This window comes from Azospira sp. I13, assembly GCF_003112695.1.
Classification (GTDB): Bacteria; Pseudomonadota; Gammaproteobacteria; order Burkholderiales; family Rhodocyclaceae; genus Azospira.
In genome coordinates, this window is the sequence record NZ_BFBP01000025.1 from 84,506 (window position 1) to 102,391 (window position 17,886).

The 17,886-nt window shown below is 65.3% G+C and carries 13 protein-coding genes; 4 read left to right on the forward strand and 9 right to left on the reverse strand.

Features of this window, described 5'->3' with window-relative positions; genetic code table 11:
* Positions 1 to 164: 164 nt before the first annotated feature.
* Positions 165 to 1,469 carry a peptidylprolyl isomerase gene (locus AZSI13_RS16140; RefSeq protein WP_235609805.1) on the reverse strand — a complete coding sequence of 435 codons (1,305 nt, stop codon included), beginning with the start codon at positions 1,467 to 1,469 and terminating at the stop codon, positions 165 to 167.
* A gap of 8 nt (positions 1,470 to 1,477) precedes the next feature.
* Positions 1,478 to 5,002 (reverse strand): LPS assembly protein LptD, encoded by a 3,525-nt coding sequence (lptD, locus tag AZSI13_RS16145; protein WP_235609806.1) that lies wholly within the window; start codon positions 5,000 to 5,002, stop codon positions 1,478 to 1,480.
* A 124-nt stretch (positions 5,003 to 5,126) separates the two neighbouring features.
* Here lptD and AZSI13_RS16150 point away from each other — a divergent pair, with 124 nt between their 5' ends.
* Together AZSI13_RS16150 and murU are read left to right on the forward strand one after the other, a co-directional pair.
* Complete coding sequence (locus tag AZSI13_RS16150; RefSeq protein ID WP_109042207.1) at positions 5,127 to 6,128, forward strand: aminoglycoside phosphotransferase family protein; 1,002 nt, start codon at positions 5,127 to 5,129, stop codon at positions 6,126 to 6,128.
* 8 nt (positions 6,129 to 6,136) lie between these two features.
* Positions 6,137 to 6,817 carry an N-acetylmuramate alpha-1-phosphate uridylyltransferase MurU gene (gene murU, locus AZSI13_RS16155; protein ID WP_201262421.1) on the forward strand — a complete coding sequence of 227 codons (681 nt, stop codon included), beginning with the start codon at positions 6,137 to 6,139 and terminating at the stop codon, positions 6,815 to 6,817.
* A gap of 58 nt (positions 6,818 to 6,875) precedes the next feature.
* Here the strand turns inward: murU and AZSI13_RS16160 are convergent, their stop codons facing one another.
* Complete coding sequence (locus AZSI13_RS16160; RefSeq protein WP_109042209.1) at positions 6,876 to 7,133, reverse strand: hypothetical protein; 258 nt, start codon at positions 7,131 to 7,133, stop codon at positions 6,876 to 6,878.
* A 119-nt stretch (positions 7,134 to 7,252) separates the two neighbouring features.
* Between AZSI13_RS16160 and AZSI13_RS16165 the strand changes: the two genes are divergently transcribed.
* The gene (locus tag AZSI13_RS16165) at positions 7,253 to 8,554 is read left to right on the forward strand and encodes an aminopeptidase P N-terminal domain-containing protein (RefSeq protein ID WP_109042210.1); all 1,302 of its coding nucleotides are present in this window, start codon (positions 7,253 to 7,255) and stop codon (positions 8,552 to 8,554) included.
* Positions 8,551 to 9,738: an FAD-dependent monooxygenase gene (locus AZSI13_RS16170; protein ID WP_109042211.1), complete on the forward strand. Its 1,188-nt coding sequence runs from the start codon at positions 8,551 to 8,553 to the stop codon at positions 9,736 to 9,738. The genes AZSI13_RS16165 and AZSI13_RS16170 overlap by 4 nt, the downstream gene beginning before the upstream one ends.
* A 530-nt stretch (positions 9,739 to 10,268) precedes the next feature.
* Here AZSI13_RS16170 and AZSI13_RS16175 read toward each other — a convergent pair.
* Genes AZSI13_RS16175 through AZSI13_RS16200 form a run of 6 tightly spaced genes read right to left on the reverse strand, consistent with a single transcriptional unit; the run spans position 10,269 to position 17,884 of the window.
* Entirely contained in the window at positions 10,269 to 10,598 is a 330-nt protein-coding gene (locus AZSI13_RS16175) for a hypothetical protein (RefSeq protein ID WP_109042212.1), read from the reverse strand.
* Positions 10,595 to 11,536 (reverse strand): hypothetical protein, encoded by a 942-nt coding sequence (locus tag AZSI13_RS16180; protein ID WP_109042213.1) that lies wholly within the window; start codon positions 11,534 to 11,536, stop codon positions 10,595 to 10,597. The genes AZSI13_RS16175 and AZSI13_RS16180 overlap by 4 nt, the downstream gene beginning before the upstream one ends.
* Positions 11,533 to 13,611 (reverse strand): LamG-like jellyroll fold domain-containing protein, encoded by a 2,079-nt coding sequence (locus AZSI13_RS16185; protein WP_109042214.1) that lies wholly within the window; start codon positions 13,609 to 13,611, stop codon positions 11,533 to 11,535. The genes AZSI13_RS16180 and AZSI13_RS16185 overlap by 4 nt, the downstream gene beginning before the upstream one ends.
* A gap of 2 nt (positions 13,612 to 13,613) precedes the next feature.
* The gene (locus AZSI13_RS16190) at positions 13,614 to 14,447 is read right to left on the reverse strand and encodes a hypothetical protein (RefSeq protein ID WP_109042215.1); all 834 of its coding nucleotides are present in this window, start codon (positions 14,445 to 14,447) and stop codon (positions 13,614 to 13,616) included.
* 9 nt (positions 14,448 to 14,456) lie between these two features.
* On the reverse strand, positions 14,457 to 17,453 hold the full coding sequence (locus tag AZSI13_RS16195) for a hypothetical protein (RefSeq protein WP_133247342.1): 2,997 nt from the start codon (positions 17,451 to 17,453) through the stop codon (positions 14,457 to 14,459).
* The gene (locus AZSI13_RS16200; RefSeq protein WP_109042217.1) at positions 17,450 to 17,884 is read right to left on the reverse strand and encodes a hypothetical protein; all 435 of its coding nucleotides are present in this window, start codon (positions 17,882 to 17,884) and stop codon (positions 17,450 to 17,452) included. Before AZSI13_RS16200 ends, AZSI13_RS16195 begins: the two co-directional genes overlap by 4 nt.
* Positions 17,885 to 17,886: the final 2 nt, after the last annotated feature.

Here is a 17,886-nt window from a genome sequence, read left to right on the forward strand (position 1 = left end):
CCGTAACATCAGTGGCGTCAGCAGAATATCGGCGAGCTTAAGGGGAAATAGCGGGAACAGCGCGAAACCGTAGGGCGACAGGTCTGCAGCGTAACCGCTGCGGCGTTAACGGCAAAGGGGGCTTGCGCCCCCTTCTTGCCTGGCCCACTTGGGCCTGGAATGCCTCAATACTGGTCGTCCCAGCGGTATTCCACATAGGCCCGGTCGCGCAGCTGGCGCAGCCAGTCCTGGTAGGCCTCGTCGGACTTGCGCTCGCGCAGGGCCTGGCGGGCGATGGAGCGCTTGCGGTCGTCGGATGCGTCCTGCACCCGGCGCTCCAGCACCTGGATCAGGTGCCAGCCGAACATGGATTGCACGGGCTGGCTGACTTCGTTGATTTTCAGTGCATCCATGGCCCGCTCGAACTCGGGCACCGTGTCGCCGGGGTAAACCCAGCCCAGGTCGCCGCCCTTGGGCGCGGAGCCGTCCTGGGAATACAGGCGAGCCAGTTCGGCGAAGTCACCACCGTGCTCCAGGCGCTCCCGCACCGCCTGCAGCTTGCGCTTGGCCTCGGTCTCGGAGACCACTTCATTGACCTTGACCAGGATGTGCCGGGCATGGGTCTGCTGCACAGCGGGAATGGCTGCGCCCCCCTTCTTCGCCACCAGCTTAAGAATGTGGAAGCCGTTGGGGCTGCGCAGGATCGGCGCCAGCTGGCCGGGCTGCATTTTCGGCACGGCCTCGGCAAAGATGTTGGGCAGACGATCCACGGTACGGAAGCCCAGATTGCCGCCCTGCAGGGCGTCGGGGGCATCGGAATAGGCGGCGGCCACCTGGGCGAAATCCTCGCCCTTCTTCAGGCGGTCAAGAATCTGCTCGGCCTTGGTCTTGAGCTTCTGCAATTGCTCGGGGCTGGCACCCTCCGGGGAGCGGACCAGCACATGGGCCACCTGGTATTCCTCGGCGCTGCCGCCGGCGCTGGCGCCCGCCAGATAGTTGTCGATCTCGCCTTCGGAGATGAGCAGCTTGTTCTCCACCTCCCGCTCCCGCAGGCGGGCAACGATGATTTCCTGGCGGATTTCTTCGCGGAACTTGGGGAAGGCGATGCCATCCTTTTCCAGGGCCTGACGGAACTGGGCCAGGGTCATCTGGTTGTTGGCGGCAATGCGGTTGAGGGCCATGTCCAGCTGGCCGTCGTCGATGCGAATGCCGTTTTCCTTGGCGAACTGGACCTGCACCTTGTCCATCACCATGCGATCCAGCATCTGCCGTTCCAGCTGGTCGGCCGGCGGCAGGGGCGTGCCCTGGCGGCGCAGCTGGCTGACCACCGAATCCAGGCGCTGGCGCAGTTCGTTGAGGGTGATCACCTCGTCGTTGATGACGGCGATGATGCGGTCTGCCTCCTGGGGCTCGCTGCGGGGGCGGCCGGCGGACTGGGCCTCGGCGCCCAGGGCGGCGATGCAGAGCAGCAGGGAAAGCCAGTATTTCATGGGAATCCTCATTCAATGCCGCCAAAGGCGGGGTCGGCCACCGGCTGGTTGATGCGGCCGTAACCGGGGATGGTCCGGCGCAGCATGTCCAGGGGGCTGGAGCCGATGCGGGAGAAATCGTTAAGTTCGAGCTGGATGAAGAAGGCGGTGGACGAGGTGCTGGCCGTCAGGGCGTACTGATGCACCACCGCCCGGACGACCCAGCAGCCGCCGTTGAATTCCAGGCCACCGATGTTTTCCACCACCCGCTTTTCTTTCAGGGAGTAGTTGTAGCGGCCCACACCGTACCAGCCGCGGCCCAGGGGCCACTGGCCGGAAACGTCGATGTTGCCGAGCACGTCCCGGGTGTAGCGGTAACCGGCGTTGAGCACCTTGCCGGTTTCCGGCTGGTAGCGGCCGGTCAGGGCGAAGCGGTCGGTACGGCCCTCGAAGGGGTCGTACTCGACGGCACTATCCACGTAGGTCTTGTTGGCCACCTGGCCGGTGACGGCGGCCAGCCAGTTGGTGTTCTTGTGCTGACGCGGCTTCTCGCCCGGCAGGATGACCCGCTGGTCGGCGAAGTAGTAGCGCTGGCCGAGCATGGCCCGCACATATTCCCGGCCCGTTTCGGGGTTGATGAAGCGGGTGGACACGGCGGCGGTGAGCTGGTTGGCATCGCCGATGTAATCCTGGCCGATATAACGGTTCTCCGAGAAGATCTGGCCGAAGTTGAAGTCCGCCAGGCCGGTGTCGAAGCTCAGGTTTTGCTTGTACAGCGTGTCGTGGCTGCGATAGGGCACGTAGAGGTAGTACAGCCGCGGTTCCAGAGTCTGGGTGAAGTTGCTACCGAAGAGGGAGGTCTCCCGCTCGAAGGTCAGGCCGCTATCCAGGCTGAAGATGGGGACGTTGCGGCTGTAGGTGTCCGGTGCGGAAGTCCCCGGCAGCTGGTTGCCCAGGGTGTAGCGGCTGACGTGCAGCCCCACCTTCGGCGTCACATAGAAGGACGGCGAGGTGAAGGGCATGGACAGCTGGGGATACAGCACCGTCCGGTCCGCCGTCACCTTGGTGGGGTGGTTGAAGGCGGTGTACTGCCCCCACAGGGCCACGTCGGTACCGAAGTAGTCGGGGCGCCGGGCTTTCAGGGTCAGCTGGGGCACCACATCGTAGGGCACCGTCACCAGGTTGTTGATGTCCGGCTGCAGGGTCTGGTAGCGGTTGATGTTGGCCGTGGCGCTCCACCAGGTGGAGTAGTAGTTCAACACGCCCTGGCGCGGCAGCAGGGTCTGGGCACTGACCCCGATGCGGCTGGAAAGGTCGGTGTAGAAGAAGTCGTCGGAAACCTTGTTCAGGTTCAGCAGACCGGTGAAACCATTGCCGAAGTTGTGGCTGTGCCAGACGTTCACCGCATAGCGGTTGTCCAGGTTGCGCACGTTGTCCGTGGGCACGTATTCGCCGCGGACGTAGCCGTTGTAGTCGTAATTCAGGTAACGCAGTTCGCCGCCCAGCTGCAGGCCCCGCTTGGTCATCAGGCGGGGCGCCACGGTCAGGTCCATGTTGGGCGCGATGTTCCAGTAGTAGGGCGCCGTGAGCATGGCGCCGCTGCGGCTGTCGGTACCGAAGGTCGGCGCCAGGAAGCCGGACTTGCGCTGGTTGTTCAGGGCAAAGCTGACCTGGGGCATGTAGAAGATCGGCACATCCTTGAAGTACAGGGTGCCGTTTTTGCCTTCGCCGGCTTCCTTGTCGTAATCCAGCTCCAGCGACTCCGCCTTGGCGTACCAGTCGTTGTTGCCCGGCGCGCAGGTGGTGTAGGTGGCGTTGGAGAGGCGGATGTGGTTTTCGCCGAGGAATTCCAGCTTCTCCGACTGGCCCCGGCCGGTGGTCATGGCCGTGCCCTTGGCCTGGGCATTGCCCACCACGCCCCACACCGGCACCTTGCGTTCCTGCCGAATGGAATAGGCGGCCTGGTCGAAGACCCCGGTGGTTTCGCCCAGTTTCATGGTCAGGGCCGGGCCGCTGACGAGGGTGCCTTCCTGGCTGTAGAGCACGTCGCCAGTGGCTTCCACCTCATCGTCGTTCTGCCAGTACACCAGGCGATCGGCATTGAGCACGGTATCGCCGCGGCGCATTTCCGCATCCCCTTCCAGCACCGCCTCCCGGTCCGCCACGCCGTAGAGCCGGCGGGCCGTCAGGAAAGTGGGATGGGGATCGCCGTTCTTCGGTGCCGCGGTATTGCGGGAACGGCGCAGGGACAGGGCCGGGCCAGGGTCCCGCTCCACATAGGGCAGGGCGGCGGTCTGGGTGGCGGGCGCGGCGGGCGCATCGTCCCGGCGACGGCGAGGCGGCAGGGCCGGCGCCATGGCTTCGGCCTCGGCCTGGGGATCGGAGACCGCATTGACGATCTGGGGCGGCAGCGGCGCAGGGGCCAGGGCCGGCAAGCCGAGCAGGGTGGGATCGACCTTGAGGGGCCCCAGGGAGGCTGCGGCAACCGCCGGCTGGGCGGATTTCTGTGCGGCGGTAGGCGCTGCCGCAGCAGCCGTGGAGGCGACCGTGGCCGCCACAGGCACGGGGAGTACGGTGAGGGCGGCGGCGCGGGAAGGCACCACGGCCGGGGCCGGCTCCCGGGCCAGCACTTCGGCCGGCGCCTCCAGGGGCGGACGCACTTCCCGGCCGGAAGTCCGAGCCACCATGGGGCTGCGGGCCGGCACAGGCGCGGCGCCTGCTGCAGCCGGGGCACTGGCCGTTGCCGCAGCCACTGCCGGGGTGCTGCTACCAGCCACGGGAGCGCCTGCCGGCGCGGTTGCCGGGCGGGCTACCTGAGTCTGAGTCGCGGCGGGCGCCGGCGCTGCCGGCATGCCCAGCAGGGCCGGGTCCACCCGCAGGGGGGCCAGACCGCCGTTACCGGAGGCAGCCACCCGGGGCGCATTCTGGGCCGGGGTGGGATAGCTGGACGTCACCGGACGGACCGCCGGAGCCGCTGCTGCCGGAGCAGCAGCCGGCGTCACCACCGGCACCACGGCAGCGGCACCGCCGCTGGCTTCCAGGGTCCGCTGGGGCAGCGGCTGCGCTGCTGCGGGGGCAGGAGAAGCAGAAGGGGCAGAAGGAGCGGGAGCGGCCGACCGGGCAACCGGCGCCTGCACCGGCTTGGCCGCAGGTTTGGCGACCACGGCCGGAGCAGCGGGTTTCTCCGGCGCCTTTTCCGGGGCGCTTGCCGTTGTTCGTTCGACGGACTTGCCGGCGGTCTTTTCCGCATCAGCCTCAGCCGCCTCGGCCCTTTCCACCCGCTCCGGCTGAGCAGCATCGCTGGCCAGGGGGCGGGCCGGCGCCGGCTGGGGCGCGGCGACCGGAATCGGCGTCGCCCGGGGGGCCGGCTCAACGGTGGGAGGAGCCGGCGGCGCCTTGGGTTTGGGCTGGGCAGGGGGCAGACCGAGAAGGGTCGGGTCCACGCTCAGGGGGCTCATGCCCTGGCCCCAGGCCGAACCGGCAAGCGGGCCGCACAGGGCCCCGGCAAAGCCGCAGCAAAGGAGAAGCGCCAGGGGGCGACGGACGAAAGGCATGAATGAGGAATTAGGGCAGTCGGTGGGCAGCCGGCGCGTTACGCGCCAAAGCGGCACGAGGAGAACGACAGACGCGGATGCTAAAATCGCCGCATTTTAGCATCATCGACCGAGGAGAAGCGGCATGCCGCGTACCGCCCAGCTGCAAGCCTGGCTAGAAAACCAATATCCTGAAACTGCCTTCACCCTGGCCCCCGCATCGGCCGATGCCAGCTTCCGGCGTTACTTCCGCATCAACTTTGCCGACGGGCGCCCCAGCCGCGTCGTCATGGATGCCCCGCCCAGCCACGAAGACTGCGGTCCCTGGCTGCATGTGGAGCAGCTTTTCCGGGGCGCCGGCGTGCATGTACCGGAGGTCTTCGCCGCCGATCTGGCCCAGGGCTTCCTGCTCCTTTCCGACCTGGGCAGCACCACCTATCTTTCCGTCCTCGATGCCGAAAATGCGCCGGCCCTCTATGGCGAAGCCGTCGATGCCCTGATCCGCATCCAGCTTGCCAGCAACGCCACCGAACTGCCGGCCTACGACGAAGCCCTGCTGCAACGGGAACTCGACCTCTTCCCCGAGTGGTACATCACCCGGCACCTGGGCAAGACCCTGGACGAAAAGCAGCAGCACGTCCTGGATGACGCCTTCGCCAAGATCATCGCCAACAACCTGGCCCAGCCCACCGTCTATGTGCACCGGGATTACCACTCCCGTAACCTGATGGTGACCATTCCCAACCCGGGCATCGTGGATTTCCAGGATGCCGTGATCGGCCCCGTCACCTACGATCTGGTCTCCCTCTTCCGCGACGCCTACATCAAGTGGGAAGAAGACGAGGAACTGGACTGGGTCATCCGCTACTGGGAAAAGGCCCGCAAGGCCGGCCTGCCGGTGCACGCCGGCTTCGACGACTTCTACCGGGACTACGAGTGGATGGGCGCCCAGCGCCAGCTCAAGGTCCTCGGCATCTTTGCCCGCCTCTACCACCGGGACGGCAAGGACGGCTACCTGAAAGACATGCCCCGGGTGATGTCCTACCTGCGCCGCACCTGCGAGCGCTACGGCGAACTGCGCCCCCTGGCCCGGCTGCTGGACGAGCTGGAGCCCCGGGACGACCTGCAAGTGGGGTATTCCTTCTAATGCAGGCGATGATCCTGGCGGCGGGCCGCGGCGAACGCATGCGGCCCCTCACCGACAGCTGCCCCAAGCCCCTCCTGCCCGTGGGCGGCAAGCCCCTCATCGTCTGGCACCTGGAACGCCTGGCCGCCGCCGGCTTTCGCCGGGTGGTGATCAACCACGCCCACCTGGGCCAGCAGATTGAAGCCGCCCTGGGCACTGGCAGCGCCTGGGGCCTCGAGATCGCCTATTCCCCCGAGCCCCCCGGCGCCCTGGAAACGGCCGGCGGCATCGTCAAGGCCCTGCCCCTGCTGGGCGCTGAGCCTTTTCTGGTGGTCAATGGGGATGTCTTCTGCGACTGGGATTTCACCCGGGCACCGGCCCTGCTGGCCGACGGCGATCTGGCCCATCTGGTGCTGGTGCCCAATCCGCCCCAGCATCCCGCCGGGGACTTTGCCCTGGGCAACGGCCGGGTAGCCGCCGACGGCGCAGAGCGACTGACGTTTTCCGGCCTGGGCATTTACCGTCCGGCCCTCTTCGCCGGCCTGGTACCGGGCCAGCCGGCCAAGCTGGCCCCCCTGCTGCGGCAGGCCATGGCCGAAGGGCGGGTGAGCGGCGAATGCCACGGCGGGCGCTGGGAAGATGTGGGCACCCCGGCCCGGCTGCAGGCCCTGGATGGGGAACTTCGGGGCCAGTCCGCAGCCCGACCCTAGGTAGGGAACCAGTAAAAACCCAGCGACCGGCAAATGCGGCCGCCGGTGAAGGCGCTTGTTACTGCCGGGCCGCCTGGCGCCGCAGGTGGGCGCCGCCCAGGCAGTCGCACTTGATGATGACCTCGCACAGGCGCTCGGCGGAACGCTCCGGCGGCAGGGCCTGGTCGCTGGCCAGGTTGCGCAGCAGGCGGCGGCATTCCAGGCATTCGTTCTGGTAGCGGCCGAAGCGGTCCTGAATCCGGGCTTGGCAATAACTGGGCAGGCGGGCGATGATCTGCTCCCGGTGGCTTTCGAGCGATTTCAAGGTGTCCAACATGGCAAGTATCTGGAGTGCATATGACGAAAACGTGCGCACTATAGCCAAAACGGGCCCGGATTGCATTCAGCCAAACGTCCTAGAAGCTCCTAGAAACAAGGTAATACGAGGCTTTCGCCATGAACCATGAAGTCTTCGCCGCCCGGCGCCGCAATCTCCTGCAGCGCCTCGGCAACGGGGTGGCCATCGTGCCCACCGCCCCCGAACGGGTGCGCAACCGGGACACCCACCACCCCTACCGTTTCGACTCCTACTTCTGGTACCTCACCGGCTTCCCCGAACCCGAAGCCGTGCTGGTGCTGGCGGGGGGCGAGCAGCCCCAGTCCCTGCTCTTCTGCCGCGGCAAGAACGAAGAGCGGGAAATCTGGGATGGCTTCCGCTACGGCCCCGAGGCCGCCCGGGAAGCCTTCGGCGTCGATGCCGCCTACCCCATCGAAGAGCTGGATAGCCGCCTGCCGGAACTGCTGGCGGACCGCGCCCGGCTCTGGCACTCCATCGGCCACGACAGCGAATGGGACGCCCGCATCGCCGCCGCCCTCAACACCGTGCGCGGCCAGAGCCGGTCTGGCAAACGGGCTCCGGCAGAAATCCGCGACCTGCGGGCCGAGCTGGATCAGCTGCGCCTGGTCAAGGACGCCCACGAGCTGGATTGCATGCAGCGGGCTGCCGACATCGCCTCCGCCGGCCACGCCCGGGCCATGGCCGCCTGCCGCCCCGGCATGGCGGAATACGAGCTGGAAGCGGAGCTGACCTACGAATTCCGCCGCCGTGGCGCCTCCGCCCACGCCTACCCGCCCATCGTCGCCGGCGGCGCCAATGCCTGCATCCTGCATTACGTGGAAAACGACAAGCTGCTGGCCGACGGCACCCTGGTGCTGATCGACGCCGGCTGCGAAGTGGAAGGCTACGCCTCGGACATCACCCGCACCTTCCCGGTGGGCGGCCGCTTCACCGGCCCCCAGAAGGATGCCTACGAAATCGTCCTCGCCGCCCAGGCCGCCGCCATTGCCGCCATCCGCCCCGGCGCCCATTTCATGACGCCCCATGAAGCCGCCGTGCGGGTGCTGACCCAGGGCATGGTGGATCTGGGCCTGCTCAAGGGCGACCTGGACACCCTCATCGAAGGCAAGGCCTACAGCCGCTTCTACATGCACCGCACCGGCCACTGGCTAGGCCTGGATGTGCACGACGCCGGCGAATACAAGGAAGGGGACAACTGGATGCTGCTGCAACCGGGCATGACCCTGACCGTGGAGCCCGGCCTCTACATCCGCCCCGGTGAAGGCGTGCCGGAGCACCTGCACGGCATCGGCATCCGCATCGAAGACGACGTGGCCGTCACCGCCAGCGGCTGCCACGTGTACACCACCGCCCCCCGCAGCGTGGCGGAAATCGAAGAAGTGATGAGGCACGGCGCATGACCTCCCCCACCCAGACCACCTCCCCTACTCCGGCTGCCGACGAGAGCGACATCCTCATCCTCGGCGCCGGCCCCGTCGGCATGACCCTGGCGCTGGCCCTGGCCGGCAGCGCCCATCGGGTCACCCTGGTGGATGCCGCCCAACCCGGCGCCGCCGCCGACGACCCCCGGGCCCTGGCCCTCTCCCACGGCGCCCGGCAGCTGCTGGAAAGCCTCTCCGCCTGGGATGCCCGGGCCGCCACGCCCATCGAGCACATCCACGTCTCCCAGCGCGGCGGCTTCGGCCGCACCGCCATGGCCGCCCGCGACTACGACCTGCCCGCCCTCGGCTACGTCCTGCGCTACGGCCACCTGGCTGCCGCCCTGGCCCGGCAGGTGGCCGCCACCCCCGCCATCCGGCTGCTGACGAACAGCCGGGCCGTGGATAGCCGCCCCACCCGGGACGGCCTGGCCGTCACCCTGCAAACCGCCGACGGCCCCCGCCACCTCAACACCCGCCTGCTGGTGCACGCCGAAGGCACCCCCTACGACGACCCCGCCGTCAGCGTGCAGGACTATCGCCAGCACGCCATCCTCGCCGAAGTGGTCATTGCCGAAGACCACGGCCGCCAGGCCTGGGAACGCTTCACCCCCGATGGCCCCCTCGCCCTGCTGCCCCTGGAACAAGGCTTCGCCATCGTCTTCACCGTGCCGCCGGCCAAAGCCGACCAGCTCATGGCCCTGGACGACGCCGCCTTCGTCGCCGCCCTGCAAGCCCAGTTCGGCAGCCGCCGCCTCACCTTCACCGGCACCGGCCCCCGGGCCCGCTTCCCCCTCGCCCTGCGTATGCGGGGCGACACCCTGGGAGAACGCACGGTATGGGTCGGCAACACCGCCCAGACCCTGCACCCGGTCTCCGGCCAGGGCTTCAACCTGGGCCTGCGGGACGCCTGGGAACTGGCCGCCATCCTCAAGCACAGCCGCGACCCCGGCGCCGCCGAGGCCCTGCAACGCTACGCCCGGGGCCGCCAGCCGGACCGCCAGGGCAGCGCCCTGTTCACCGACGGCATCGTCCGCCTCTTCTCCAACGACACCGCCCCCCTGCGCCTCGCCCGGGGCCTGGGCCTGCTCGCCCTGGACATCTTCCCCCCCGCCCGCCATTTCGTCGCCAAACGCATGATCTGGGGCGCCCGGGCCTGGCCTTGAAATCAGACCGGCCGGAGAGGCAATAGGGGCGCGGGTCTTGCTAATGTTGCCTCGGGAAGGCAAGCGGGATGCGGCGTTTCGGGGATGGCCGCGTGGATGCTAGGTTTGCGGGCGGTTCTTGGTGGATTCTTCAGGCGTGGTGGGTGATTTGACCGCTGGGTTCCGCGCCTGACGCGCGGGTTACTTGTTCTTGTCTCGCCAAGAATAAGTAACCAACAAGAAAGCGTGTAGCGCCGCGCGAAAACTGAAGCGGGATTGTGAGATAAATCGCTTCAATCAGAATTTCAACGGAAGCAATCTTTTTTCACTACGCTAAATACCGGATTCCCTAGAACAACCCTCCCAGCACCTCGGGCTCATAGTTCGTTATCACCAGCTCATGAAACAAAGCGGCCAGGGTTGCCCTGGCGTGGCCTGGAGTTCCTTTTTGTCTTGGCCGTCATGCCTATACCGGCTCAGTGGATTTCAGGTCTTGATTCCCTACGGACTTTGCATCTGGGCGCGCCCAGCCGCCGCTTTAACTCGCTCCCCTAGGGGAAAACCTCAATCTGCAGCAGCCCTCCCTCCTTCGGGTAAGCCACCACCTCCCCAGCCGGATTCTTTGCCCGGATGGTCAAGTTCCAGAGTCCCTCTGTAAAAGCCCCCTCCGCCCAGCCAGACAGCTTCACATGGCCAGCTGCTGCATCCTGGAAGGTCACCAGGGGAATTTCCACTTTCGTTCCGTCCTCATCCACGGCATCCGCCTTCAGATCGGTATAGCCGGTCAGGGCGATGGCCAGGTCGGTTTTGGGGTTGTAAAGCTCCACAACGATGGCCTCGGTGGAACCCTTGCGCATTGCCAGAACACTGTCTTCGGTCATGCTGCATCCTTTGTAATGAAGCGGCCACGCACGGTTGGCGTAACGAAGCGGCCACGGGTATTGATTGAAATGAACCTGGCGCGGACGTTTGCGTGGGCGGCGGCATCCCACAAGGTAACGCTCCCACCGATACCGGCGCCGGCCAAGCCCTGCAGCCTGGTGCCGGCATCCAGTACCAGGCTTCCGCCGATATTGGTGTCAGCACGGCCCGCAATCGGTTCAATACGCTCAATGAAGAGCGATCCCCCTACCGTTACATCAGACCGTCCCGAAAGCCGCAGGCCGGTGGCCACGGTCACCTGGCCACCAATGGAGGCATCGGCCCGGCCGGAAACGGGGCGGGCAACATCCAGGGCGATGGCGCCGGAAATTCCGCTGTCTGCACGGCCTGCAGCCGGTGTTGTTGCCGTTACCGTTACCGTGCCGCCCACGCCGGCATCGGCCCTGCCCAGCAGTTGGGTGCCGCATTCGACGCCAACCGAGCCCCCAATGCTGCTGTCAGCGTGACCGGCCAGATCGGCAATCAGCAGGGCAACCGCCCCGCCAATACCGGAATCCGCCCTACCCGCCATCGCCGGCCCGGCGACAACATCAACAGCCCCATCAATGGCAGCTTCTGCTCTCCCGTTGAATGGGGATGCCGCAAGAATTTCAACGCTTCCGCCAACTCCAGTATCGGCCCGGCCCAGCAGCTTGGCGCCGGCTTCGATGGCCACCACGCCACTGATTCCAGCATCGGCCCGGCCCGCCATGGCGCGGCCGGCCACCAGATCGACGCTGCCGCCGATGGCTGCACTGCAGATGGCCGCCAGCAGCACGCCGGCTGTGGTGGTGATGGCTCCGCTGATTGCAGCATCGCAGCGGCCCTGGAACTTGACCGGGAGGGTCGCGGTAACGTCGGATGGCGAAGTATTCGCCCGAGTGATAGTTCCCGTCATGCGAAGCTCCCGCCGCTACCAAGATTTGCCGCCCAGTTCGCATAGTCCCGGCCAAGGTAAAGCAGGGGCTGAGTTCCGGCCAAGGGAAGCTCTCCCTTGGCACCAAGCGGAACGGGCCGCAAAGAGCCCTGGTCGATGAACAAGGCGCGGGAGGCGGCCTGGCTGATATCCAGATAGGCCGGATGGAACCATAGATCGGCTAGGGCTCCATTTAGCTTGTCCCCACCTGAAGACGTTCCCCCCACCCCCCAGTTTGCCGACGTAACCGAGTAGTCAATGTTGTCGTTCGTCAGCGTGGGAGATGCAGCCAGGGCCGCCACGTTATTCACGTACAACTGCCCAGCCCCGGTTGCCAGGTTCCATGCGGCCAGGATGTGTGCCCATCCAGATGAGGCTGTATGGCTGGTGGTTGAAACCATGTTCAGGATGGTGGTGAGGGCTGCATTCAAGCCCAGAACCCGCACGGTATTGTTGCTCTGGCGCTGAACCTGGAAGGTGATGCCGCTACCGATATTTGAGAGCAGCCGCACCAGCACCCCGTCACCGCCGTCCATGCGCATCCAGAATGACAGGGTTCCGGCCTTCCCATCCGCCAGCCCGGTCAGGTCACCGCCACGGGCCAGATAAGCCGTGGCGCCATCGAACTTTACGGGCTCGGCGTAGTAGTAGAGGGGAGTGCTTAGTGAATCCTTCGGCGCCCCATTTATCGAAAGGCCACCCCCTGATCCGGCGTTTGTCCCGACCTTTGCAGCTCGGTTCGGCAGGTAAATCGCAGGGGCAATGCCAGTGGGGGTAGATCCATCTGCGCCCAGGGAGGCTGGCTTACCCTCAGCAGTTCTGAACTTCTCCCGATTTGCCTGGACCGACAGGTCAACATACTGGCCAGGCGCGAAATACAGCTCGGAGATAGCCCCCTTGTACTTGATGTTGGAGCCAACGGCCTGGCAGATATAGCAGTTCGGGGAGGTCGCCGGGGCGTAGTCGATATTGGAGTTCGTGGGTGTGTAGAGCTGCGCACGACTCACCCCATCGATGTACAGATGAATCTTTGTCGTATTGCCCGTGCTGATATCCCATGACGCCATTGCGTGATGCCAATCAGCGCTGGGACCAACACCTCCGGTATTAAGCGCAACCACGGAGAAATTATTGGCCCCGGAAGAGTCGAAGCCAGATATCGATAGGCCATTCCACCCCGCCCCGAAGCCAATATGTAACCGTTCCGTCGAACCAGAAACAATCGACAGGACATTGTTGTTTACGACGTTATCCCCCCGCTTGAACCAGAAGGACACCGTTCCCGCCTTGGATGCAGCAACGCCCGTCAGATTGCCGCCCCTGGCAAGGTAGTCGTTGGCCCCATCAAAATCCACGGCATTGACCGATGGGTCGCTCGGCGTGGTGCTGGCATTTTCCAGGGAACCGCTTAGCGTGAAATTACCGCCAGAGCCCGCATTTACATGGAAGTCAGCCTTCCCCCCCGGGAGATAAATCGCGGGAGCGGTGCCGGTAGGGGTAGAGCCGTCTGCGCCGAGAGAAACCGGCATCCCCGCTGCATCGATGAACTTGCGGCGGTTTGCCGTTACGGAAAAGTCGAGGTACTGGCCAGGCGCGAAGTACAGCTCGGACAGCCCCATTGAAAACTTCGTCACGGCACCGTTATTTGCCGCAACCCGCCACTCCCCCCGGGTGTAGTCCAGGTTTCCATTGACCGCCGACGACGTTACTTTGTCAGCTGCGTCCAGGATATAGAGGTGTGTAGCCCCTGCGGCCAAGTCCCAAGATGCCAGGATATGTAGCCACTTCGCCGAAGCCTGATACGTCGCCACCGTCGAGATTTCAAGCAGCAAGGTGGAAGCACTGTCATACCCCCGCACCTTGATCTTGTTGTCGCCATAGCGGGTCAAATAGAAGTACCCACCTTCAGCAAACAGTATTTGCTGGGTCGAGGCGTCAGAGCTATCCAGCCTGACCCAGGCGGAAAGGATGCCGGTCTTCCCATCCGCAACGCCCGTGAGGTCACCCCCACGGGCCAGGTAGTCGATCGTACCGTCGAACTTGACCGCGTTGACCATGCTCAATCCAGGCTATATACCCAGCCGCCCGCAGGAACGCGGGGCGCCCGGTCGCCGTTGTTGACGTAGATCGGTGCCGGCAGCGGCAGCTCGTGCAACACGTTGCCGGCCGGGTCCAGGGCGCGGAAGCCCACCAGGTTGCCCCAGTCCGCGGTGGGCTGTGCAAATTGCACCAGGTTGATATTTGAGGCCTGGCCATTGCCACCCACCGGGGCCGAGAAGTTCGCGTCTCCGGTGGCCACCACAACCCGCTGATAGCTGCCACCCGCCACTTCCACCCAGTTGCCGCCTACCAAGGCCATGAGCGCGAAGTGGATGGCGGCCGGCTTTGCCATCTTCGTCGTCCGCAGGATGTGGTTGAGGATTTTCTGGGTTGCGTAGTCGGAACGGGAAGCCAGGGAAAAGATCAGGTCGCCGGCGGCGAACTCGGGGGCGGCGCCACCGGCCGAGATGGTCTTCGGGTTGGTCAGCGGGGCGTAGAAAATCGCGTTACCGCCGGAGGCACCATCCATATAAGCCCAGTGGGTGATGGGGTTGCCGCCGTTCCAGGCGGCGTTCGGTGCAGGGAACGTGATAGCAGCGACGTTGGAAACCTTGTAACGCTGCCGGCCCAGGCCATCCACGGCTCCATCCACGGCCGGCGCCGTCCAGTTCGCATCGGCAGCAGCGACGGCGACGCGGGCATAGCCGCCACCGGAAATTTCCGTGACGTTCCCGGGGTCGCCAGGATCGGCGCTCAGGAGCGCGATATAACCAGTCCCGGGAGGATTCCAGGATGCGGTACGGAACTGGTGGTCAATGAGCAGGCCTTCTGCATTGTCGGTCAAGCCGGGCATGGATTTCTCCTAGAGGATTTCCCCGGCAGTCAGGCTGATCCAGCCGTTGTCCGAGGCGGTTTCAAGAACGCGGAGCCACATGCGGCGCCACAAAAGCAGGGAGCCCCGGCGAATTGGGGCATAGGTGAAAGGCAACTCAAGGGAAACGACCCGCCGCATCGGGGCATAGCGGCGGGCGTAGTCGGCTAGGAACAGCGCGGCCGTGGCATCGTCACGAATCCAGCCAGCCTCTACCGTAATGGGCCGGCGCTGGCCGCACTCGCGCATCGAGCGCCGGCACCAGGCGTTGTTGTCGGGGTCGGCAACTAGAGCGGCTTTAAAGCCGTCGCCTGCATAGTCCTGGCGGTACTTCAGCGTGATTGCGTTCTCGATGCGCTCGTCCCATGCGATCTCTGCCGGGGCCATCAGGTCTTCATCGTGAATGCGGATCGGCCGGCCCGAGACATCAAACCAGCGCACTAGGCGCCCGCCCTCTGACCCTTCGCATAGCTGCACATTTGCCTGATCGATGGCATAGGTCAGCAGCTGCAGGGCGTCGGTTGCGTCTGCAAGGCGGCGGGCGAACCGGTAATTGTTGGCATCGCACCAGTCGGCAAAGCGGCGTTTGCTGCCGACATCGAGAACACTACCGGTAGCGGCGGCCAGGTCAGCGATGATGTCGGCCGGGTTGGCATACCCGCTGATAATCCGGGCAGTCACCGGGCCGGCTGCCGCTTCGTAGATTTGAGCGTCGTACTCGACAAGCAGGCTCACTTCGACCAGGGCGACACTTGGCGCGCCGCCGACAAGCGATACATCGGCAGTCAGATCGGTGAGGTCGGCCCACTGGCGAACGGATAGCGGGATGAAGGTATCGACAACCCGAGGCGGCGCCGGCACCGAGAAGCTGATATTTCCGTTATTGACGGCAACGGCCGTGCCGGCGTGCGAGAGGTTGCGGCTTGAAATCGGAGAACTGCTGCCGCTTGCGGGGGTATTTGCGAGGCTCACCGCATTGGAAGTGATCCGGGCATTCCAGCGCATGGACATACTGGAAATCTTGATGCGGTTCGGGCTGCTGAGGGCGGTGGCACCGTTGAAGGAGAACTCTTCGAACTCCACGGCCGCAGGGGTGCCGGAAGAAATTACTCCGGCCACCTTCCAGGTGTTGGTTGCAATGGCAGTCGCCGAGGAAGTACTTGATGCCGCAAGCGTGAGCAGCGTCGCGCCGCCCGCGTCTTTTACCGTCGCTTTGACGTAGTCCACGCCCTCGTTGAGAAACGGCGTTTTGCCGGTGAACACCAGCTCGACAGTCATGGCGCCATCCACGCCGGCAGACCAGCCGTTAAAGACCGGGGCCTGGCTCCAGCCCCGCAGCAGCAGCACGCCGGTGCCGGTATCGACAACGTTGAGTGATGGCGAAAGGCTTTCGGCTTGGGCCTGAGAGAGGTGTGACATTGCTGCGGTACCGCCGGAGACCGACGTGCTGACGCTCAGCTGGGGAAGGCTTGCTTGCCCCTGGCTGGTTACATCGACGGTGATGGTCTTCGTCAGGCTCGCATCCGAGAGCTGGGTCTGTTTCAACACACCGACCTCGGCACCATTGATCTTGACCGATGCAACGCCCAGGCCGGCCGCCGTAGCGAACCACCTGGCCAGGAGCTGGACACGGGCGATGGGGCCGCGCTCGGCAAAGACGTCGGTCTGCTTGACCTGGATAGTCTTGCCGGGTGCGACGGTGGCGTAGTTGGCCTCATCGATGTTGCCAGTAACCACCAGGCGGGTGGCGCTTGTGATTGAGATAGTCACTTCAGCGTTGCCGCCTTCGGCTACCTTCACCTCGACCGGTAGCCGGTCGGTGTCGTCATCGAGCTGCAGGGCGGCCGGGTTCTGTATGTAGAGGGGGCCGGTGCCGGGCTCATAGACATAGACCACTTGGCCACCGATGCTCACCTCGGTTCTGCCGACCTGCAGGCCGACAGCCACGAAAAAGCCGATGGTGTAGGTGCCGCCGATGATCCGGTAGCCATCAGGAGGCCGGCTCCAAACGATTTCTGCAACGGGGTCGGTAGCTGCCGTGATGCCGATAGGTAGGCTGATTGCGGTTTGGGTGTGCGTACCAAGCGCCGCGCGGATCGCGTTGGCCGGGTTCGCGGCCGTAGTCGCCGGAAGCACCTGGTCAAAGTGCGCCTGCAGGTTCATTCGCTCTCCCCGGGCGCTGAGTGCCGGCGGCCCGGAGAGTGTGACGGTAGATGCCGCCAGATCGACAGTCGCAGCCAGCAGCTTGCCATCTGCCTTGACCTGGTCGATGGCGGTTACTGCGTGGCCAGCTGCGAGATAGACCGTGTCACCGGCCAGGGCCACCAGAGTGCCCTGCCTGTGCTCGCGGAGGGCGGGCGGCGTGAGGCCGTAGAGCGCATCATCCGCCCGGCTTGTGTAGTCGTAGGCCATGCCATCCAGCCACAGGCTGCCGGCGGCCGGCAGGCCGGTTGCGTCATTAACCGACAGGGAGGTGTCGCCGGCAGCGGCTGTCTGGGCAAGGGTCGTGGTTGGCTGGGCGATAACCGGGATCAGGGGTGCGGCTTCTACATCACCCCATATGGTTGGCGGCAGCTGGCCGAGCGACTCGGCAGGAGCGGCCGGATAACGGGTCTGGTCGATGGGAGAAGCGGCTGGGAGCAGCGACTCCTGCCGCTGCGGCGTTTCGAGACTCAGGGACAGGATGCCGTCCACTTCGCCGGGCTCGCTGATGACGATTCCAGAGAACACCATGCGTGCTGATGACAGAGTGACCTCACCAGGTGAGCACTCGTAGATAGCAGCAGAGCGTCCCAACCAAAACTCTCGGCGAGCCCATGCGGGCAGAGCAGCAGCGATCACGGAGACACTGGTGCTATCCGGCTTCACATCGCCGAAGGCTTCAACCGCAAGTACAGCCCGCGGTATGTTCAAGCCACGTCCGGCCAGCACCAACCGGCCTGAGGCGAGATCCAGGGTGATGACAAGAAAGCTGAAGGATGCGGTCACAGCGCCTCCCTCACCGTCAGCTGGCCAGCCCAGATTTCGGCACGCTGCATCACAAGCGGGAACGGCCCCGGTGCGACGACTACATGCAGCACATCACGAAATTCAAGAACAAACGGTAAGCGGCCGCCGGCCGTGGCAAGGTACCAGCTGCGCCAGGCCGGAACCTCGGCCTCTTGCACATTGGCAAAGGTCCAGACCCCTTCCCGGCCGGTGTACTTGATCCGGGAAAAGCTTTTCCCCCCTTCGCTCACACGATCATCTGCAACCACCGACTGCTCGAATGCCCAGGGAAGGCTCGGGGTTGTCAGCTCAACGACATCCCCCGGAGCGACAACACCGGCCAGGCCGGCATCAACAACGCCCCGGCACCAGCGGCGCAGCGCGGCATGAGAAAGGCCTTTACCGTTCAGGTGATATGCAAAGCGCAGCATCG